The organism is Stenotrophomonas sp. CASM106, assembly GCF_049384825.1.
GTDB classification, from domain to species: Bacteria; Pseudomonadota; Gammaproteobacteria; order Xanthomonadales; family Xanthomonadaceae; genus Stenotrophomonas; species Stenotrophomonas muris.
In genome coordinates this window covers 299476-315511 of record NZ_JBMRFS010000001.1, presented here as the reverse complement: position 1 = coordinate 315511, position 16036 = coordinate 299476, and the positions used below count along the sequence as shown (strand labels likewise).

Sequence of the window (16036 nt, the reverse complement as noted above, 5' to 3'; positions counted from 1 at the left end):
TGCGATAGCCGGGGATGACGTCGCTACAGCGCCAGTTCCCTGGCAAGGAACGGCGCCGTCCTGCTGCCCTTGGCGCGGGCCACCTGGCGTGGCGTACCCTTCGCCACGATGGTTCCACCTGCGCCGCCTGCGCCCGGGCCGACGTCAATCACCCAGTCGGCCTGTGCGACAGACCGCATGTCGTGCTCGATCATCACCACGGTGTTTCCCGCGTCCACCAGCCGCTGCAACTGCACCAGCAGCCTGTCTGCGTCCAACGCATGCAGGCCGGTGGTGGGTTCGTCCAGCACATAGAGCGTGCGGCCGCGTTGGCTGCGCTGCAGCTCGGTCGCCAGCTTGATGCGTTGCGCCTCGCCCCCTGAAAGCTCCGTGGCCGGCTGGCCGAGCCTGAGATAGCCCAGGCCGATCTCCTGCAGCAGCTGCAGCGGCCGCGCGATGGCTTCCTCACCGGCGAAAAATGCCTGTGCCTGGTCGACCGTCATCTGCAGGACTTCGGCAATGTTGCGGCCGTTCCACAACACCTTCAGCGTGGCCTCGTTGTAGCGGGCGCCATGGCAGGCGGGGCATGGCGCATAGACACTGGGCATGAACAGCAGTTCGACGCTTACGAAACCCTCGCCTTCGCAGGTCTCGCACCGGCCCTTGGCCACGTTGAACGAAAAGCGGCCGGCGTCAAAGCGGCGGCGTCGCGCGTCGGGGGTCGCAGCGAACAGCTTGCGGACGTGATCGAACAGGCCGGTGTAGGTGGCCAGGTTGGAGCGTGGCGTGCGGCCGATCGGCTTCTGGTCCACCTGCACCACGCGCTGGATGGCGTCCACGGCTCCGGCAAGCTGGCCCCGCGTCGCTTCGATCACGGTTGGCCCGTCCTCGGGCGTGCTGTCGGCGCTGTCGTCCACGGGCTCGTGCCCCAGGTGCAGCAGCATCAGCTCGGGCAGCGCCTGCGCCATCAGGCTGGACTTGCCCGATCCGGAAATGCCGGTCACTGCGGTCAGCACTCCCAGCGGCAGCTGCGCGTCCACGCCCTGCAGGTTGTGGCGGTGGATGCCCTTCAGCTCCAGCCAGCGGTCGGCGCTGCGTTCCCGGCTGGCAGGCGCAGGCACCTGGTCGAACAGGTACCGCGCGGTGCGCGAGTCCTCGATGCGGCGCAGGCCGTCGGGCTCGCCACTGTAGAGAACGCGCCCGCCGTGCTCGCCCGCTTGCGGTCCCACGTCCACCAGCCACTGTGCACGTCGCATCAGGTCCAGATCGTGTTCAACGACGAACACCGAGTTGCCGCCATCGCGCAGCCGGTCCAGCGCGTCGTACAGCGCCTGGCTGTCGGCCGGATGCAGGCCGGCCGAGGGCTCATCGAGCACGTACAGCACACCAAACAGCAACGAGCTGAGCTGTGTGGCCAGCCGCAGGCGCTGCAGTTCGCCGGCCGACAGGGTGGGCGTGGCGCGATCGAGCGAGAGATACCCCAGGCCCAGCTCGCGCAGCTGCCGTACCCGCGCCACGACCCCACCCGCCAGTCGCTGCGCGGCCAGGCGTTTCTCCTCCGACAGGGCCGAGGTCAGCCGCACATCGGGCGCGCCCTCGTGGGTCGCACGGCCAGTGGCTGCCCGCTTGGCGCGATCGCGGGGCGTCGCACTCCTGCCGGTGCGTGCGCCGTGGCTGTGTGCACTGAAGTCGCCCTGCGCGATGGGCTCGAGCAGCCCGGCCAGTTGATCCAGCGGCAGCCGCATGAACTCACCGATGTCCACACCGGCAAAGGTGACCGAAAGCGCTTCGGGCTTCAGTCGCTTGCCCTGGCAGGCGGGGCACAGCTTGCCTTCCATGTAGCGCGAGACACGCTTGCGCATCAGCGCGCTCTGGGTATTGGCAAAGGTGTGCAGCACGTAGCGGCGGGCGCCGGTGTAGGTGCCCATGTAGCTGGGCTCCAGCTTGCGCTTGAGTGCGGCACGCGTCTCGGCAGGCGTGAAGCCGGCATAGACGGGCACGGTCGGCGTGTCCTCGGTGAACAGGATCCACTCCCGGTCCTTCTTCGGCAGCTTCTTCCACGGCACGTCGATGTCGTAGCCCAGGGTGACCAGGATGTCGCGCAGGTTCTGGCCATGCCAGGCCGGCGGCCAGGAGGCGATGGCGCGCTCGCGGATGCTCAGCGATGGGTCCGGCACCATCAGCGCTTCGGTCACTTCGTAGACGTGGCCCAACCCATGGCAGGTGCTGCACGCCCCCTGCGGCGTATTGGGCGAGAAGTCCTCGGCGTACAGCATGGGCTGGTGGGCCGGGTACGCGCCTGCACGCGAATACATCATGCGTACCAGGCTGGACAGCGTGGTCACGCTGCCCACCGATGAACGTGCGTTGCTGGCACCGCGCTGCTGCTGCAGGGCCACCGCCGGCGGCAGGCCGTCGATGGCATCCACGTCGGGCACGCCCGCCTGGTCGATCAGGCGGCGCGCATACGGTGCGACGGATTCAAAGTAGCGCCGCTGGGCCTCGGCGAAGACCGTGCCGAACGCCAGCGAGGATTTGCCCGAACCCGATACCCCGGAGAACACCACCAGCGCATTGCGTGGAATGGAGACGTCGACGTTCTTCAGGTTGTGCTCGCGTGCGCCGCGGACCTCGATGCAGCCGCTGGCCGCGGCAGCGCATGACGACTCGCCAAAGGGGGTGTTGGACATCTTCGCGATCCTGCTGCCAATCAGTGGAATACGTGCATGCGCACACGGGCGGTTATTGTCGCTGTTGCAGGGTGAATGGAGTGAGGGGATGTGTGATTGCGTGCAACGTCGGAACACCAGGTGACCGACGCCAACCGCGCTACGCGGCTGATTGTTAACCTGCATTGGCTGAAGGCTTGACGCCACGTTGCCGCACCCTTGATGCAGCCGCTCACAGTGCGGCTCCTATGCTGGGCCCGCCACTACGGCAGTGGGAACCAACCTGGAGATTCACCATGCAACGCGATCAGAAAGACCTGCCCCACCCGGACCCGGAAGCACAGCGCACCGATCCGGTCAGCCCGCTTCAGGCCAAGCTGCATAACCATCGCAATCATGAAGAGGCGTTGCAGGAGACGTTCCCGGCCAGTGACCCGATCTCGCCCTTCGTCGCAGCCCCGACGGCCGACGAGCAGGCCGCGCGCCTGGGTGAGCGGGTCAAACTGCCAGACCGCCGAACGGATGAGGAGGCCGGCGGAGGTGAGCAGTGATCCGGCGCGGCTTTGCACGCGTCGCGGCGGCCACGGCGCGGTTGTCCGGCAGTCTTGGGGCATTCGTCGCGGCACTGGGGGTGATCATCGCCTGGGCCGCCAGCGGCCCGGCCTTCCACTTCAATGACACCTGGCAGCTGGTGGTGAACACCGGCACCACCATCGTGACGTTCCTGATGGTATTCCTGATCCAGCATACCCAGAACGCTGACACCGCTGCGCTGCACATCAAGCTGGACGAGCTGATCCGGGTCAGCAAGGACGCCAACCAGGAGCTGCTGAACCTGGAATCGATGGAGCCGGCCCATCTTGAAGAGATACGCCAGCGCTACGAGGCACTGGCGAAGACCGCGGCGGACATCAAGTCCAAGAAGGAGCGCTGCATGCCCTGCGAAGCGGATGCAACCGCCGAAGCCTGAGGTCACCGCTGCGGCGGCGGCCTATAGCGCCGCCGGTGTGAGGCCCTGCCTGGCGGGGCCCTCCAGCAGGGCCCCGGTGGCGGAAAAGCGGCTGCCGTGGCACGGGCAGTCCCATGTGCGTTCATGGCCATTCCATTGGACGACGCACTTGAGGTGCGGGCACAGCGCCGACATTGCGTGCAGCTGGCCATCATCATCGCGGTAGATCGCGGTGCGCTCTCCGCCCACGTCCAGCAGCCCACCGCACCCGCGGCCCAGCTCGCTGGGAGCGCGCGACCCCGCGGTTTCAAGGCGATCGCCCACCATGTGCCGCGCAACCGTGGCGTTGGTGCGGGCCCAGCCTGCAGCCGAGCGCAGCGGAGTAAAGCGCATGGGGCTGAGCAGCTGCTCGATCTCGCTGGTCGTTCCGGTGATTCCCTCCGTGATCGCGCGCGCGGCCACGCCCGCCCAGGTCAATCCGTCCGGCCCATAGCCGGTAGCGACCCATACATTGTCGTGCGCACTGCTGCCGATGTAGGGCAGCTGATCCGCGGCCCGGAACTGCTGCGCGGACCAGCACAGCGGCTTGCCCTGCACGCTGAAGTTGCGACGCGCGTCGGCGACCAGATGCTGGGCCGGATCCATCGCCGGGGTTTCGCCAGTGCGATGTGTCTCACCGACCAGCACCAGCCAGTCGCGGCCATCAGCGCCATGCACCCCGCGCAGCGAGCGGTGCCGGTCGGCGATCCAGTGAATGCCTGCCGCTGGCGGGTTGGCCACCGGTACCGCTACGCCGTATTCGCGGTACACCTCCATCTCGGCCTGCACCAGGTTGAATCCTGCTGGCGAGTGGGTGGCCAGCACAAAGTGCCTGGCATGGATGCGGGCACCAGGGGCCGTCGCCACTCCGGCTGAAGCCTCGATGCGGGTGATCCGGGTCCAGTCGTGGATGCGCACGCGGCCCACCAGATGACGGGCCAGTTCCCTGCAGAACGCCGCCGGATGCAACTGCGCCTGGTCGGGAACGCGGAAAGCGTGGCCCAAGGCGAACGGCAGCCCGGATTGGCGGTGCTCGCATTGCAGGCCAACGCGCTGGTAGGCCTGGAGCTCGCGTTCGAACTGCGCCGTGGCCTCGCGCGAACGCTCCTGCACGCCGTACTGCATGGCCACGCGCTCGAAGCCACAGTGCAGATCGTAGCGGTGGACCAGTGTTTCGATGGAACGCAGCGCGTGTTGCCGCCACTGCACGACACGACGTGCCGTGTCACCGCCCCAACGCGCGATCAGGTCTGCCAGCCGGGACACGGGAGCGTAAAGATTGCCGGTTGACATCACCGTGTTGCGTCCGCCGATGGGGCCGGCATCCACCACCACCACATCTAGGCCGCTGTCGGCCAAGCGGGCGGCGGTCAACAGGCCCGTCATTCCTGCACCGACCACGAGCACGTCCGCGCGCGTGGTCCCGGCGAGCGGGCGGAAGCCGTGCGGATCGGAATCAGCTGACCATAAGCTGGCGCGCGGGGACGGGTCGGCCATGAAAAGGATCCTTGCAGGTTCATCGGAGAGCCTTCCCTGATACGCCCTGCCGGGTGAAACGGCGGTGGCGTGCCCGTGCAGGAAACGCTCACGTGCGTGGCAGTGCCGCGGTGAAGATCAAGACGGGGTGAGTGCCGCGGTGAGGATCAAGATGGGGTGAGTTCCGCATGGACACGATGCCTGCGTCGCCAGTGCGAACCGCGACCCTCTGCTTGCAGCGTGATTGCTAACGTGGCTGCATGGAGGGCCAGGCAGTGAGCACGCACCTGGAAATCGACCTGATGATCGCGCAACTGGAGGAAATGCTGCCCACCTGGGCGGCGTTCTATCCCGAGCCGCAGTTCATCCGCATGCTCGCCGAGGCGCTGGACTACATCGCTGCCAGTGCGGACCCGGATGCCCGCCTGTACTGCGTGATGCGCACCGGGCACCTCGATTCGTGCAGCGGCGAGATCCCCTGGGCGGCGCGCTATGGGGGCCGCTAGGCCGATCAATCACGCCGCGACGGCATAGGGTTCCACCAACCTGGCCAGGACATCCATCGCCGTCTCGGTTGGCGCATCGTCACCGGTCCGCTGGGCGAACCCTGACCAGTCCGCGCGGGCAAGACTCTTCAACTGCTCGGGTTGCGTCGGCAGCCAGCGCATCGGCCAGAACGGGAGACGCCGGTTGCCTACCCTGCCGCGCTGCAGTTCGATCAGTCCCGTGTGGCTTGTAGCACCGAGTACCCGCGAGTACGCCACATTCAAGCCATCTTCGGGTCCTTCCATGTACTGCAGGAAGCGGGCGCCATCGAACAGCAGTACGCCGGTAACGCCGGCATTCCGGTTGAAGCGCGCGGCATCATCGACCAAGTCGTCCAGCTTCCCGCTGCGCAGGCCCAACGGGTCACCCGCAACGGCCGGGCCCGCCTCACTTATGTATGCGACTGCCCTGATCGGCATTGGCTGCTCCTGTAGCGAATCCCCCCAGATTCCGTACCGCAAGCATAGGCCAACCGCGCCGACGATATGTTCCGGCCCTGTGTATTCTGCGAATCAGTTGGGTTCGGGCTGACAGACGGTACGCAGCACGGGCCTGGCCTACGGGTCTGCCCGGGCCCATCGGGCGAGATTCTGCTTCACTTCCGCGATGCCGGCCCAAGGGTCCTTGCGGCGACATCTGAGCTTTGCGGGCACGTCCTTGATCGTGAAGGCGTCGGCGCGCTTGAGTTTCGCCAGATCACCCCAGGCGATCGGCAGTGCCACCGGTGCGCCCGGCCGGGCGCGCAACGAATAGGACGCGACCGCCGTTGCACCGCGCCCATTGCGCAGATAGTCGACGAAGATCCGCTTGTTGCGCAGGCTCTTGGTGGCGGTTGCCAGGAACCGCTGCGGTTCGGACTGTGCCAATGCATCGGCGAAACCCTTCGCAAAACGCTTGGTCAGGTCCCAATCGCACCCTGGGTTGAGCGGCACGACCACGTGCAGGCCCTTGCCGCCGGAGACTCGCAGGAACGATTCCAGCTCCAGCTGCGCCAGCAGTTTCCGGATATCGGTTGCCGCTTTCTTGACTTCGGCAAAGGGCACATCCGGTCCTGGATCCAGATCGAACACCACGCGGTCGGCCCTGTCGGGCGCCTCGGCGTGGCTGCCCCAAGGGTGGAACTCCAACGCGTTGAACTGCACCAGTTCCAGCAGGCTGGCTGCGTCCCGCACCACCAGGTAATGGGCGTTGATGCCGCTTTCCTCCTTCAGCCTTACCGGATCGACCAGCGCCAGCCCGGCCGTATGGTGTTTCTGGAAGAAGCAGGGTTTTGCGGTGCCACTGGGGCAGCGGATGATCGACAGCGGACGATCCACCACCTCGGGCAGGAGGTGCTCCATCACTGCTGTGTAGTAATCCCACACGTCCTGCTTGGTGTAGCCGTCGCCGGGAAACAGGATCTTGCCCGGGGACGACAGCACGGGGGGCGCACGATCCGTTGCCGGCGCCCTTTCCACCCGGCGCCCACGCCGCGCGGGCGCTTGCGACCGCGCTGAGGCCGGGGCCGCTCCGGCGCGATCGGAATCGGCGAGGTCGGCGATATCCTTGTCCGCCCGCACCGCCTTCAGCGACGCCTGGCGCAACAGTTGCTGCCCACCGATTCCGCGGTAGAAGACCTCCACCACGAAACGCGGTTGGAACCAGGTCGCGGCGCGCAGATCGGTGTCCTGCGTGGGCACGTACGCGGTTGGCTTGCGGCCGCCGCCGCCCTTGATGCGCTTGCTGATGTCGCCAATCAGTTCATCCGAGAACCCGGACCCGACGCGCCCTGCGTAGAGCCAGCCATGCGTTGCGTCTGGCCGGGCCAGCAGCAGCGAACCAAAGCCGGTGCGGCTGCCTTTGGGTGCGGTGTAGCCCACCACCGCGAACTCGTCGCTGGCCAGCTGCTTCGTCTTGCGCCAGTCCTCGCTGCGGCCGCTGTGGTAGCTGCGATCGGCGCGCTTGGAAATGATGCCCTCGAAGTGCTGCTCACCGGCCAGACGATAGGCCTGGTCGCCATCCCCCTGTACATGCGAACTGAAGGCCAATGGGCTGCCCTGCCCCTCCAGCACCGATTGCAGCAGGGTCTTGCGCTCAAGCAGGGGCGCATCGGCCACATCCACGCCATCAAGATGCAGCAGATCGAACAGTGCATACGTCAGGACGCCCTGCCGCTCGCCGGAAAGCGTGGCCTGCAGCAGGTTGAAGTCTTCCTTGGTGCCGGCGCCGGCGATCAGCTCGCCGTCCAGTGCCGCCGAAGTCAGGCCCAGGGCCGCGATCGCGTCACGTATTTCGGGAAGTTTGGCGGTCCATTCCAGCGCGTTCCGTGACCACAGCTGCACGTTGCCCTCAGCCACCGTAGCAAGGATGCGGTACCCGTCCCATTTGATCTCATGCACCCACTGCCCGCCCTGGGGCGGCGCTTCGCCCAGCTTGGCCAACTGCGGCTCAAACGGCCCGGACGGCGCTGCGGCCCTTTTCGCCTTGCTGAGCGCCAGGGCCTTCTTCGCCCAGTTCTTTCGCCGGGCGCGTCTGGCAGGTACCGCCGTCAGCCGCTTCTTCGCGGCCTTGCCAGCGCCGGCACGCTTCAGATCCTCCGGTGGCGCTTCAGCGACGTCCCCCAGCAGATCGTCTGCCTCGATATCGCTGGCAAATTCGTCGTCGTCCTTGAACAGCAGCCACTGTGGCTGGCGCGCGGGCTTTCCCGACCGGACCAGATGCCAGCCGCCTTTCAACTTGGTACCGAACAGCTCGAAGCGCAGATGGCCCTTGGCGAGCTGGGCTTCCGGATCGCCCTGCGTGGCCCATACACCGTGGTCAAACTGGGCGACATGGCCGCCGCCGTACTGGCCCTTGGGAATATCACCCTCGAACGCCGCGTAGTCCACCGGGTGGTCTTCCACTTCCACCGCCATGCGCTTGACCTTCGGGTCGTAACTGGGGCCTTTGGGCACCGCCCAGCTCTTCAGCGCATCGCCAACCTGCAGGCGGAAGTCATAGTGCCTGCGGCTGGCATGATGCAGCTGCACCACGAAAATGGCGCGCTGGCCTTTCGGCAGCGCCTTGCCCGGCTCGGGCTCCTTGGTCTGGTCAAAACGACGCTTGCGGCGATACTCGACCAGGGACATGGCCAGCTCCGCGCTATTTGCCCAGGTGCTTCCGGACAGCAACCGCCGTGGGCCCGACTGCCGCGACGGCCGCGCGAAGTTCGTCGGAGGACACGCCCAGCGTCGTGGTCCAGTACCGCAGTTCGTAATCCTCATTGACGTTGATGCGGTCCCGGTCCGGGCTGCCGGCGTTGTTCTTGTCATCGCTCATGGGAGTCTCCAGCGTGATCGGGGGTGAACTGACCGTACCGGCCATTCCATGGGCACGGAGCGATGCCACTGTGAAGCCATGGCGAAGGCCGCCGGCACGGCGTCCTGCCGATGCGCGAAAGACGCTGCTTCGTGAAGGCAGCGCGCAGGGTCCGCGTGGGAATTCACATGCCGCCTTCACTCCTTCCCCGCCTGATCGCAACCGGACGGGACCTACTCTGGGCACTCCATTCACAGCGGAGCCCAGCATGGCTATCAAGACGGCGGAAGATCTGTTCATCCACGAGCTCTCGGACATCTACAGCGCCGAGAAGCAGCTGACCAAGGCGCTTCCGCGCCTGGCCCGTGCGGCCGAGAATCCGGATCTGGCCGCAGCGTTCGAAACGCACCTGGAAGAAACCCAGGGGCAGATCGAACGCATCGACCAGGTGGTCGAGGTGCTCGGCATCCGCCTGAAGCGCATCAAGTGCGCGGCGATGGAAGGCCTGGTCGAGGAAGGCAAGGAGGTGATCGACAGCATCGACAAGGGGCCGGTGCGCGATGCTGCCCTGATCGGTGGCGCGCAGAAGGTCGAGCATTATGAAATTGCCTCCTACGGCACCATCGCCGCGCTGGCCAAGCAGCTGGGCTACAAGGATGCCCTGCCGTTGCTGCTGGAGACGCTGGAGGAAGAAAAGGCGACCGATGAGAAGCTGACCCTGCTGGCCAAGGGCGGCGGCAATGCCAAGGCCGCGCAGGCCGCCTGAGTCGAATCGCAGGCCGCCATGGACGGCGGCCTCACGGCGGGTAGAGTACCTGATCGTCTGGGCAGAAGAACGTGCGTCGCCGCGTCGTACCCATGTACAGCTTGCTGACCGGGCCACCGCAGAGCGGGCACACCTTGCGCGTATGCACCTGCCAGTGCTTCTTCAATTCGAAGCGCCGTTTCCACTCCAGGAAGTCGAAGCTGTAGGCACGGGCCTGGGTGATCAGGGCGGTGAGCTTGCGCGGTGGCAGGTCGCCCAGTCGCGTGGCCGGATGCACGCGGATGCGGAACAGCACCTCATTCTTGATGATATTGCCGACGCCGGCGAAGATGGTCTGGTCCAGAAGCGCATCACAGACCAGGGTGTCCGGCAGTGCCTTCAGCTTGCGCCGGGCCAGCTTTGGATCCCAGGCGTCGTTCATCACGTCCGCCCGCCAGTCGTAGACGTCGTCCAACGGCTCGTCGATCAGCCGGACGGAACACGCGTAGAAATTCAGTTCCCCGTTGTCGAATGCCAGCGACACCCGTGCAGGAGCTGGCTTCCGTTCGTCGATGCGCCAGCTGCCGAACATCATCAGATGGATGCGCAGCGTGTGGTGGCTGAACTCCAGCAGGAAGTGCTTGCCCCAGCTGCGAACCGCCTTGACCCTGCGTCCCTGCAGCGGTGACAGGTCGATGCGGCTGTTGCCGGAGACGCCGCGCACGACGTGACCCTTGAAGCGGCTGGCGGCTTCGCGCAGCAGGACAATGGACGGGCCCTCAGGCATGCGCGTTCTCCTGCAGCAGTGCCTGCAGGTGCAGGGCGTTGCCGGTCGCGTGGCCCAGCGCGGTGTTGTCCAGTACGCACCAGGCGCGGCGCTGCGCAGCGGCTTCACGCTGCAGGTGCTGGGCCAGCCCCGCCAGCGCCTGTTCGCTGTAGGGGCTGCGATAGATCTGCGGCTGCCCGTGCCAGCGCCAGTAGCTCCACGTGCGGTCACCGCCCGGGACCGCTGCTGCCGGCACCCGGGCCGGGTCAGCCGCGACCCGTGCGATGCCATGGTCGCTCAGCAGCGTGTCGACGTCCGCAGTGAACCAACTGGGATGGCGCGGTTCGCAGGCGACATCAACCGAGGTGCGTGCGCGCAGTCCGTGCAGGAATGCCGTTACGGTCGCCGGCTCATACGCCAGGCTGGGCGGCAGCTGGAGCAGCAGCGGCCCCAGCCTGTCCCCCAGCGCGATCACGCCATCAAGGAACAGCGCCAGCGGCTGCATCGCGTCGCGCAGCCGGCGTTCATGGCTGATCACGCGCGGCAGTTTCACCGCGAAGCGGAAACCCGCGGGCACGCTCGCCGCCCACCGGGCGTAGGTGGCCGCCTGGTGGGGGCGGTAGAACGAGGAATTGATCTCGACCATCGGCAGGCGGGTGGCATAGCGCTGCAGTACGCTGTCGCCTGCGCCGAACGCCGCCTGCGCCGCGCGCGACAGCGACCAGCCTGCGCAGCCGATGCGTACCTGTCCTGGCGTGCCCGGGGCGTCGGCTGCGCTCATCGTGCCACCGGTCCGTCCGGTTCCAGCAACCGGCCATCGCCGGCGCCTGGCGGCGCCTGCGCCACCGATTGCAGTCGATCAAGCGCACTGGTGCCAGGGGCGAGCGCGGAGGCGCTGCGCACGAAGCCGGTCCAGTCGGAGATCGCGATCTTTCCCAGCGCCAGCTCATCCACGCGCACGCTGTGCATGCGCCAGTGCGGGAACTGCCGCCGCCCCACCCTGCCCCGGTTGAGTTCGACCAGACCGTTGTGGCTGCCGGCCGCCAGGATGCGGGTGTACGCCGCGCTGACACCGGACTCCGGGCCTTCGAGATATTGCAGGAAGCGCGTGCCGTCGAACAGGAGGACGCCGGTCACATCAACCGACTCGTTGAACAGCATCGCGTCCGTGACAAGCTGCTGCAGCCGTTCTGCAGTCAGGTTTCGGGTGGCTTCACTTACATATGCAATGGCACGAAGAGGCATGACAGCACCGGGTTGTTGCAGATGGCTCTACCTTAGCGATGCGGATCAAACGCGCGGTGACACCGGCGTGGAGGCGGCGTTGAACCTGTACGTACCGACGCCGCGCTGCGTTGACACCCGGCTCGAGCCCCACGGCCGGCATGCCGTGTCCCCCGCCGATGGATTTGCTTTCGTGGAGAATGCATGAGGAAGCGCGTGCCTGCGCATGACATCACGTTGGCAGTGGTGCCACCGCCGTCTAGCGGCGGATCTGGAAGATGGTCGCTGCCGCCAATCGGGCGGCTCACTCCAAGGAGACTTTCCATGGCCAACCAGAACCAGAACCAGGGCAGCAGCAACCGCGGCTTCGCTTCGATGGACGAAGACAAGCAGCGCGAGATCGCCGCCAAGGGCGGCCGCGCCGCGCATGAGTCGGGCAACGCCCATGAATTCAGCTCTGAAGAAGCGCGCGAAGCCGGTCGCAAGGGCGGCGAAGCGGTGAGCCAGGATCGCCAGCACATGGCCGACATCGGCCGCGAAGGCGGCCAGAACAGCCATGGCGGCGGCAACCAGGGTGGCAACCAGGGCGGTCGGCAGCAACAGCAGGAACGTGGCGGCAACAACAATCGCGGTGGCCAGCAGTGTTGATCGAGACTGACCGGTTGCACCCCATGTGGGCGGACAGCGTGTCCGCCCACTTTTTTTCCACGCGAAACGTGGGGCGGAGGCCCGCCCCGGCCTGTCCCGCGTCAAGGCTCCCGTGGCGGCAGGTCGAGCGCACCGGCGCCCGGCCCGGCGCCCAGTTCGGCACCGGTTGTCGGCCGTGCTTCGGGATCGGAAAGCGTTCGCAGGGTCATGGCCTGCACCGCCGCCTGCTCGCGTGGGTCCAGGCCCACCGTGGCGCTGCCGTCACCGCCGTCCACAGCGGCCTGGGCCTCGCGGTCGCTGACCCGCTCCCACAGCTCGCCGCTGTTCCAGCTGCCCAGCAGGTCATCGGCGCCGTCGCCCTGCGACATGTCCATGTACAGGTCGGTAAAGGCGGGGTCACCCGGCTGCTTGCCCGGCGGGAAGTTGGGCTGGATGCTGTGCAATGCCTTTTCGAAGGACTTCTGGTGGGCGATTTCGCGCGTCATCAGGAAGCGCAGTGCGTCCTTGATGCCTGGATCATCGGTCACCGTGATCAGTCGTTCGTAGACCAGCTTGGCGCGGGCTTCGGCGGCGATGTTCGAGCGCAGGTCGGCGGTGGGCTCCCCGATCGAATCGACGTAGGCCGCCGTCCACGGCACCCCGCTGGAATTGACCAGCGCCGGGCCGCCCCCATACAGGATCTGTTCGGTATGGCTGGTGCTGTTCTGGCCCAGCAGCCGCATGTCCTCGGCTTCGGCAAGACCCTCGGACTGGATGGCCTTCGGACCGCGGTTGAGCATGGCGATGATGGTGCCGATGATCTCCAGGTGGCTGATCTCTTCGGTGGCAATGTCCATCAGCAGGTCCTTGCGGCCCGGATCGCATTCACCGAGTCCCTGGGTGAAGTAACGCATTGCAGCCGCCAGTTCGCCTTGCGGGCCGCCAAACTGTTCCAGCATGAGGCTGGCAAGCTGCGGGTTGGATTCGCGCACGCGCACGGTGTACATCAGCTTCTTGTGGTGAAAGAACATGGGACTGTCTCCTGTGTATGGCAGGCGGGATCGGGATCAACGCTTGGCTTGGGCGCCAGGCGTTTCGTCACGGTTGAGGAAGGCGCCGACCAGGCTGTCCTGGTGCTCTTCCAGCCAGCGCGCCATGGCGATCTCTTCCTGCAGGATCTGGCCGCACACGGCCGCGATATCCGGCGCGGCGGCCCGCTCGGCCGCGATCACCAGTGCCCGGTAGGTGGCGATCTCGGTGTTCTCGAAGCCAAAGGAGATGCCGATGCTCTTGACGACCTCGTCCTCCATCAGGGTGTTGCCGGCGGCGTGGATCGCTGCGGTCATGCTCGCGAACAGCCCCTTGGCGGTGGGCACGCCTCCGCCGAGCGCTTCAATGCACTCGCGCAGGGAGGCGGCCTGCTGCTGCGTCTCCAGCACGTGCTGGCCGATGCGTGCGGCAAGATGGGGATAGTTCTGGATGCGCGAAGCCATGGCCTTCATCATGGTCTCCGCCTCCTGCTCCATGGCGTAGGCATCCTGCAGCCATTTCAGCAGGCGCTCGCTGCGGACGGTGTTCTGGTCTGCCATCACGGTCTCCGGTAGTGGGGCGACATGCCTCCGGAGACCATGGTGGCGAGGCAGCAATCACTGCCTCGTCGGCCGGCGTGAGCCGGCGGGCGTGCGCGCTGCACCTGGCGCTGATGCGGTCATAACATCCGCGGGCGACTGGCAACGCCGACCGTAGGGTCAGGCGGGCATCGCGCCGGACACTACAGCGCTGCCGGCGTCGCGACGGGGGCTTGCTGCGGGTGCGCGCGCGCCTGCGGACGCCTTCAACGCCTGGATCACCCGGTGCTGCGCACGGTGCGCGCCACCTTCCACGCCCACGACGTAGACAAAGCGGCCATCGAACTTGGCCTGGGCACCCTCCAGCACGTCATCTTCCTGCAGGGCGCGCTTGAGCGATTTCATCCATGCCCGTTCGGGGGTGCGATCCAGCTCCACGACGATCGCAGCGCCGCCGCAATCCAGGGACATGCACTCCACGCGCAATGCGCAGGGGGCGGTGGGGTCGGTGGCGGATCGAGGCATGGTCATGGCTCCAGTGCTGGGGGACGGCGGCAGTATCCATGCCCGCCGCCAACGCGCTGTCAAAAAAGGCGCTGCGCCTTCCACGCCGCATCGACGGCACCGGGTGCGCAAGGCGGCTTCGCGCTGGGCTGACACGGCCCACGCGCGCCGTTGATGCAATACAGCACACACTGCAGTTCCCAAGGCAACACAGGCATGCGCGCATGCAATCGGAAATGAACCAGCGCAGGTGCAACCTGCTGCTGGTTGAAGACCAGCTCGATCTGGCTGCACTGATGGAACAGGCGCTGGAAGACGGTGGCGGCCGGGTGACCCACGCCTACAGCGTGTTCGATGCGCTGGGGTTGCTGGATACGCAACGTTTCGATGGCGCGGTTCTGGATGTGGAGCTCCGCGATGGCGTGGTGTTCCCGGTGGCCGATCGACTGGCGGAACTCGGCATTCCCTACCTGTTCGTGTCTGCGGTCTATGACCAGCTGGTGCCGCTGCGCCACCGCCGGGCAACCTTCGTGGCCAAGCCGTTCCACATCGACCAGTTGCAGGAAGCCGTCCAGCAGGTCGTGGGAGACGCCTGCGCGCCCCCTGCCACGCATTGAGCGGCAGACGCCGGGATTATGCCAGGTGTGGGGCTGCCACCTGGCCCAGCTGGCGCAGCGCACCACCACGGGAGAGCCCGCTCCAGTTGCCACGAGCGACGCTGCGGATGTCGGCAGGGTCGGTCCAGAGCAGCCGCATCGACCAATAGGGAAAGAACCGGCCGGACACCCTGCCCCGGCCCAGCTCAAGCAGTTCGCAATGGCTGCGGGCACCGAGGATACGGCTGTACACCACGTTGATGCTGTCTTCCGGTCCCTCGATGTACGGGAGGAAGCGGTGCCCATCGTAAAGAAGCACACCCGTCACGCCTGCTTCGAAGTTGAAGCGGGCAGCGGCCCTGGCGAGGTCGTCCACAGGGTCCATGGAAAGCCCCGGTATCGCCTCACTTGCGTAAGCGATTGCGCGGAGGGGCACGTTGATTCCTTCTGACGCAGGAAGTGTCCTGCCCTTCCATGATGCTGCCCTTGCCGTAGCGCCAAATGAGGCGGTTCACAACCTGCCTCGCTCCATCCTCTCCCCTGCGGCACACTGCAGTAACAGGTTTCCGGCTCAGGCGGCCTTTGCGTAGGGCTCGACAATCAGCAGCAGCTTGCCCATCGCCGTGGCATCGGCCTGTTCGGTCGCTGCCCGCTGGATGAAGCTGGTCCAGTCGGCACAGGCGATCTCGCGCAGCTCATCTGCAGTGACGGACAGGCAACGCATGGGCCAGAACGGCAGCCGCCGCTGGCCGACACGCCCCCGCGCAAGTTCGATCAGGTGGATGTGACTGCTGGCGCCGGCGACACGGGAGAAGGCCACATCCAGTCCATCGGCAGGGCCCTCCATGTACTGCAGGAAGCGTTCGCCGTCGAACAGCAGCACCCCGGTCACCCCTGCGCCCCGATTGAAGCGCGCGGCATCGTCCATCAGCGCTTTCAGACGTTCCGGCGAGAATCCACTGACGGCCTCGCTGACGTAGACGATGGCTCGATTCGGCATGGTGCCACTCCTGCTTCCCAGCGCTTCACTCTAGAACGGGCATCGTGGCGAAACCGTAAACGCCGGCCGGGA

General features: G+C 66.5%; 19 protein-coding genes. 6 read left to right on the top strand and 13 right to left on the bottom strand.

Annotated features, from left to right (window positions below):
- Positions 1 to 23: 23 nt before the first annotated feature.
- The gene (locus VG556_RS01460) at positions 24 to 2669 is read right to left on the bottom strand and encodes an excinuclease ABC subunit UvrA (RefSeq protein ID WP_100450062.1); all 2646 of its coding nucleotides are present in this window, start codon (positions 2667 to 2669) and stop codon (positions 24 to 26) included.
- A 275-nt stretch (positions 2670 to 2944) separates the two neighbouring features.
- On the opposite strand from VG556_RS01460, the gene VG556_RS01455 reads away from it, so the two are divergent.
- Entirely contained in the window at positions 2945 to 3199 is a 255-nt protein-coding gene (locus VG556_RS01455) for a hypothetical protein (protein WP_100450063.1), read from the top strand.
- Positions 3196 to 3618, top strand: coding sequence for a low affinity iron permease family protein (locus VG556_RS01450; RefSeq protein WP_014647164.1), 423 nt, complete (start codon positions 3196 to 3198; stop codon positions 3616 to 3618). Before VG556_RS01455 ends, VG556_RS01450 begins: the two co-directional genes overlap by 4 nt.
- A gap of 21 nt (positions 3619 to 3639) precedes the next feature.
- On the opposite strand, the gene VG556_RS01445 is transcribed toward VG556_RS01450, so the two are convergent.
- Positions 3640 to 5133 carry an FAD-dependent oxidoreductase gene (locus VG556_RS01445; RefSeq protein WP_100450064.1) on the bottom strand — a complete coding sequence of 498 codons (1494 nt, stop codon included), beginning with the start codon at positions 5131 to 5133 and terminating at the stop codon, positions 3640 to 3642.
- Positions 5134 to 5387: 254 nt separating this feature from the next.
- Here VG556_RS01445 and VG556_RS01440 point away from each other — a divergent pair, with 254 nt between their 5' ends.
- Positions 5388 to 5618: a hypothetical protein gene (locus VG556_RS01440; protein WP_014647166.1), complete on the top strand. Its 231-nt coding sequence runs from the start codon at positions 5388 to 5390 to the stop codon at positions 5616 to 5618.
- 9 nt (positions 5619 to 5627) lie between these two features.
- Here VG556_RS01440 and VG556_RS01435 read toward each other — a convergent pair whose 3' ends face one another.
- The 3 genes from VG556_RS01435 to VG556_RS01425 form a co-directional block, all read right to left on the bottom strand.
- On the bottom strand, positions 5628 to 6077 hold the full coding sequence (locus VG556_RS01435) for a BLUF domain-containing protein (RefSeq protein ID WP_049407346.1): 450 nt from the start codon (positions 6075 to 6077) through the stop codon (positions 5628 to 5630).
- A 138-nt stretch (positions 6078 to 6215) separates the two neighbouring features.
- Positions 6216 to 8765, bottom strand: coding sequence for a DNA ligase D (gene ligD, locus VG556_RS01430; RefSeq protein WP_100450065.1), 2550 nt, complete (start codon positions 8763 to 8765; stop codon positions 6216 to 6218).
- Between the two features lie 13 nt (positions 8766 to 8778).
- Positions 8779 to 8955 (bottom strand): DUF3606 domain-containing protein, encoded by a 177-nt coding sequence (locus VG556_RS01425; protein ID WP_100450066.1) that lies wholly within the window; start codon positions 8953 to 8955, stop codon positions 8779 to 8781.
- Between the two features lie 247 nt (positions 8956 to 9202).
- On the opposite strand from VG556_RS01425, the gene VG556_RS01420 reads away from it, so the two are divergent.
- Positions 9203 to 9700 (top strand): ferritin-like domain-containing protein, encoded by a 498-nt coding sequence (locus VG556_RS01420; protein WP_005416567.1) that lies wholly within the window; start codon positions 9203 to 9205, stop codon positions 9698 to 9700.
- Positions 9701 to 9731: 31 nt separating this feature from the next.
- On the opposite strand, the gene VG556_RS01415 is transcribed toward VG556_RS01420, so the two are convergent.
- The 3 genes from VG556_RS01415 to VG556_RS01405 are packed head-to-tail and all read right to left on the bottom strand — an operon-like array spanning position 9732 to position 11690.
- A complete protein-coding gene (locus VG556_RS01415) occupies positions 9732 to 10466 on the bottom strand; it encodes a DNA-formamidopyrimidine glycosylase family protein (protein ID WP_100450067.1) in 735 nt (244 codons plus the stop codon).
- Entirely contained in the window at positions 10459 to 11226 is a 768-nt protein-coding gene (locus tag VG556_RS01410) for a DUF72 domain-containing protein (protein ID WP_100450068.1), read from the bottom strand. Before VG556_RS01410 ends, VG556_RS01415 begins: the two co-directional genes overlap by 8 nt.
- Positions 11223 to 11690 (bottom strand): BLUF domain-containing protein, encoded by a 468-nt coding sequence (locus VG556_RS01405; protein WP_100450069.1) that lies wholly within the window; start codon positions 11688 to 11690, stop codon positions 11223 to 11225. The genes VG556_RS01410 and VG556_RS01405 overlap by 4 nt, the downstream gene beginning before the upstream one ends.
- A gap of 303 nt (positions 11691 to 11993) precedes the next feature.
- Between VG556_RS01405 and VG556_RS01400 the strand changes: the two genes are divergently transcribed.
- Entirely contained in the window at positions 11994 to 12317 is a 324-nt protein-coding gene (locus VG556_RS01400; RefSeq protein ID WP_100450070.1) for a KGG domain-containing protein, read from the top strand.
- Positions 12318 to 12418: 101 nt separating this feature from the next.
- Here the strand turns inward: VG556_RS01400 and VG556_RS01395 are convergent, their stop codons facing one another.
- The 3 genes from VG556_RS01395 to VG556_RS01385 all read right to left on the bottom strand — a co-directional run bounded on the left by VG556_RS01395 (position 12419) and on the right by VG556_RS01385 (position 14389).
- Positions 12419 to 13327: a manganese catalase family protein gene (locus VG556_RS01395; protein ID WP_100450071.1), complete on the bottom strand. Its 909-nt coding sequence runs from the start codon at positions 13325 to 13327 to the stop codon at positions 12419 to 12421.
- 36 nt (positions 13328 to 13363) lie between these two features.
- Positions 13364 to 13885 (bottom strand): ferritin-like domain-containing protein, encoded by a 522-nt coding sequence (locus VG556_RS01390; RefSeq protein WP_100450072.1) that lies wholly within the window; start codon positions 13883 to 13885, stop codon positions 13364 to 13366.
- A 159-nt stretch (positions 13886 to 14044) separates the two neighbouring features.
- Positions 14045 to 14389 (bottom strand): hypothetical protein, encoded by a 345-nt coding sequence (locus tag VG556_RS01385; protein WP_100450505.1) that lies wholly within the window; start codon positions 14387 to 14389, stop codon positions 14045 to 14047.
- Between the two features lie 203 nt (positions 14390 to 14592).
- Between VG556_RS01385 and VG556_RS01380 the strand changes: the two genes are divergently transcribed.
- A complete protein-coding gene (locus VG556_RS01380; RefSeq protein WP_100450073.1) occupies positions 14593 to 14985 on the top strand; it encodes a response regulator in 393 nt (130 codons plus the stop codon).
- 16 nt (positions 14986 to 15001) lie between these two features.
- Here the strand turns inward: VG556_RS01380 and VG556_RS01375 are convergent, their stop codons facing one another.
- Together VG556_RS01375 and VG556_RS01370 are read right to left on the bottom strand one after the other, a co-directional pair.
- On the bottom strand, positions 15002 to 15400 hold the full coding sequence (locus tag VG556_RS01375) for a BLUF domain-containing protein (RefSeq protein WP_423179958.1): 399 nt from the start codon (positions 15398 to 15400) through the stop codon (positions 15002 to 15004).
- A 135-nt stretch (positions 15401 to 15535) separates the two neighbouring features.
- Entirely contained in the window at positions 15536 to 15964 is a 429-nt protein-coding gene (locus VG556_RS01370) for a BLUF domain-containing protein (RefSeq protein WP_049407359.1), read from the bottom strand.
- Positions 15965 to 16036: the final 72 nt, after the last annotated feature.

Coding starts and splice junctions, on each gene's coding strand:
- VG556_RS01460 (WP_100450062.1), bottom strand. CDS start 2,669: ATGTCCAACACCCCCTTTGGCGAGTCGTCATGCGCTGCCGCGGCCAGC.
- VG556_RS01455 (WP_100450063.1), top strand. CDS start 2,945: ATGCAACGCGATCAGAAAGACCTGCCCCACCCGGACCCGGAAGCACAG.
- VG556_RS01445 (WP_100450064.1), bottom strand. CDS start 5,133: ATGGCCGACCCGTCCCCGCGCGCCAGCTTATGGTCAGCTGATTCCGAT.
- VG556_RS01435 (WP_049407346.1), bottom strand. CDS start 6,077: ATGCCGATCAGGGCAGTCGCATACATAAGTGAGGCGGGCCCGGCCGTT.
- ligD (WP_100450065.1), bottom strand. CDS start 8,765: ATGTCCCTGGTCGAGTATCGCCGCAAGCGTCGTTTTGACCAGACCAAG.
- VG556_RS01425 (WP_100450066.1), bottom strand. CDS start 8,955: ATGAGCGATGACAAGAACAACGCCGGCAGCCCGGACCGGGACCGCATC.
- VG556_RS01420 (WP_005416567.1), top strand. CDS start 9,203: ATGGCTATCAAGACGGCGGAAGATCTGTTCATCCACGAGCTCTCGGAC.
- VG556_RS01415 (WP_100450067.1), bottom strand. CDS start 10,466: ATGCCTGAGGGCCCGTCCATTGTCCTGCTGCGCGAAGCCGCCAGCCGC.
- VG556_RS01410 (WP_100450068.1), bottom strand. CDS start 11,226: ATGAGCGCAGCCGACGCCCCGGGCACGCCAGGACAGGTACGCATCGGC.
- VG556_RS01405 (WP_100450069.1), bottom strand. CDS start 11,690: ATGCCTCTTCGTGCCATTGCATATGTAAGTGAAGCCACCCGAAACCTG.
- VG556_RS01400 (WP_100450070.1), top strand. CDS start 11,994: ATGGCCAACCAGAACCAGAACCAGGGCAGCAGCAACCGCGGCTTCGCT.
- VG556_RS01395 (WP_100450071.1), bottom strand. CDS start 13,327: ATGTTCTTTCACCACAAGAAGCTGATGTACACCGTGCGCGTGCGCGAA.
- VG556_RS01390 (WP_100450072.1), bottom strand. CDS start 13,885: ATGGCAGACCAGAACACCGTCCGCAGCGAGCGCCTGCTGAAATGGCTG.
- VG556_RS01385 (WP_100450505.1), bottom strand. CDS start 14,389: ATGCCTCGATCCGCCACCGACCCCACCGCCCCCTGCGCATTGCGCGTG.
- VG556_RS01380 (WP_100450073.1), top strand. CDS start 14,593: ATGCAATCGGAAATGAACCAGCGCAGGTGCAACCTGCTGCTGGTTGAA.
- VG556_RS01370 (WP_049407359.1), bottom strand. CDS start 15,964: ATGCCGAATCGAGCCATCGTCTACGTCAGCGAGGCCGTCAGTGGATTC.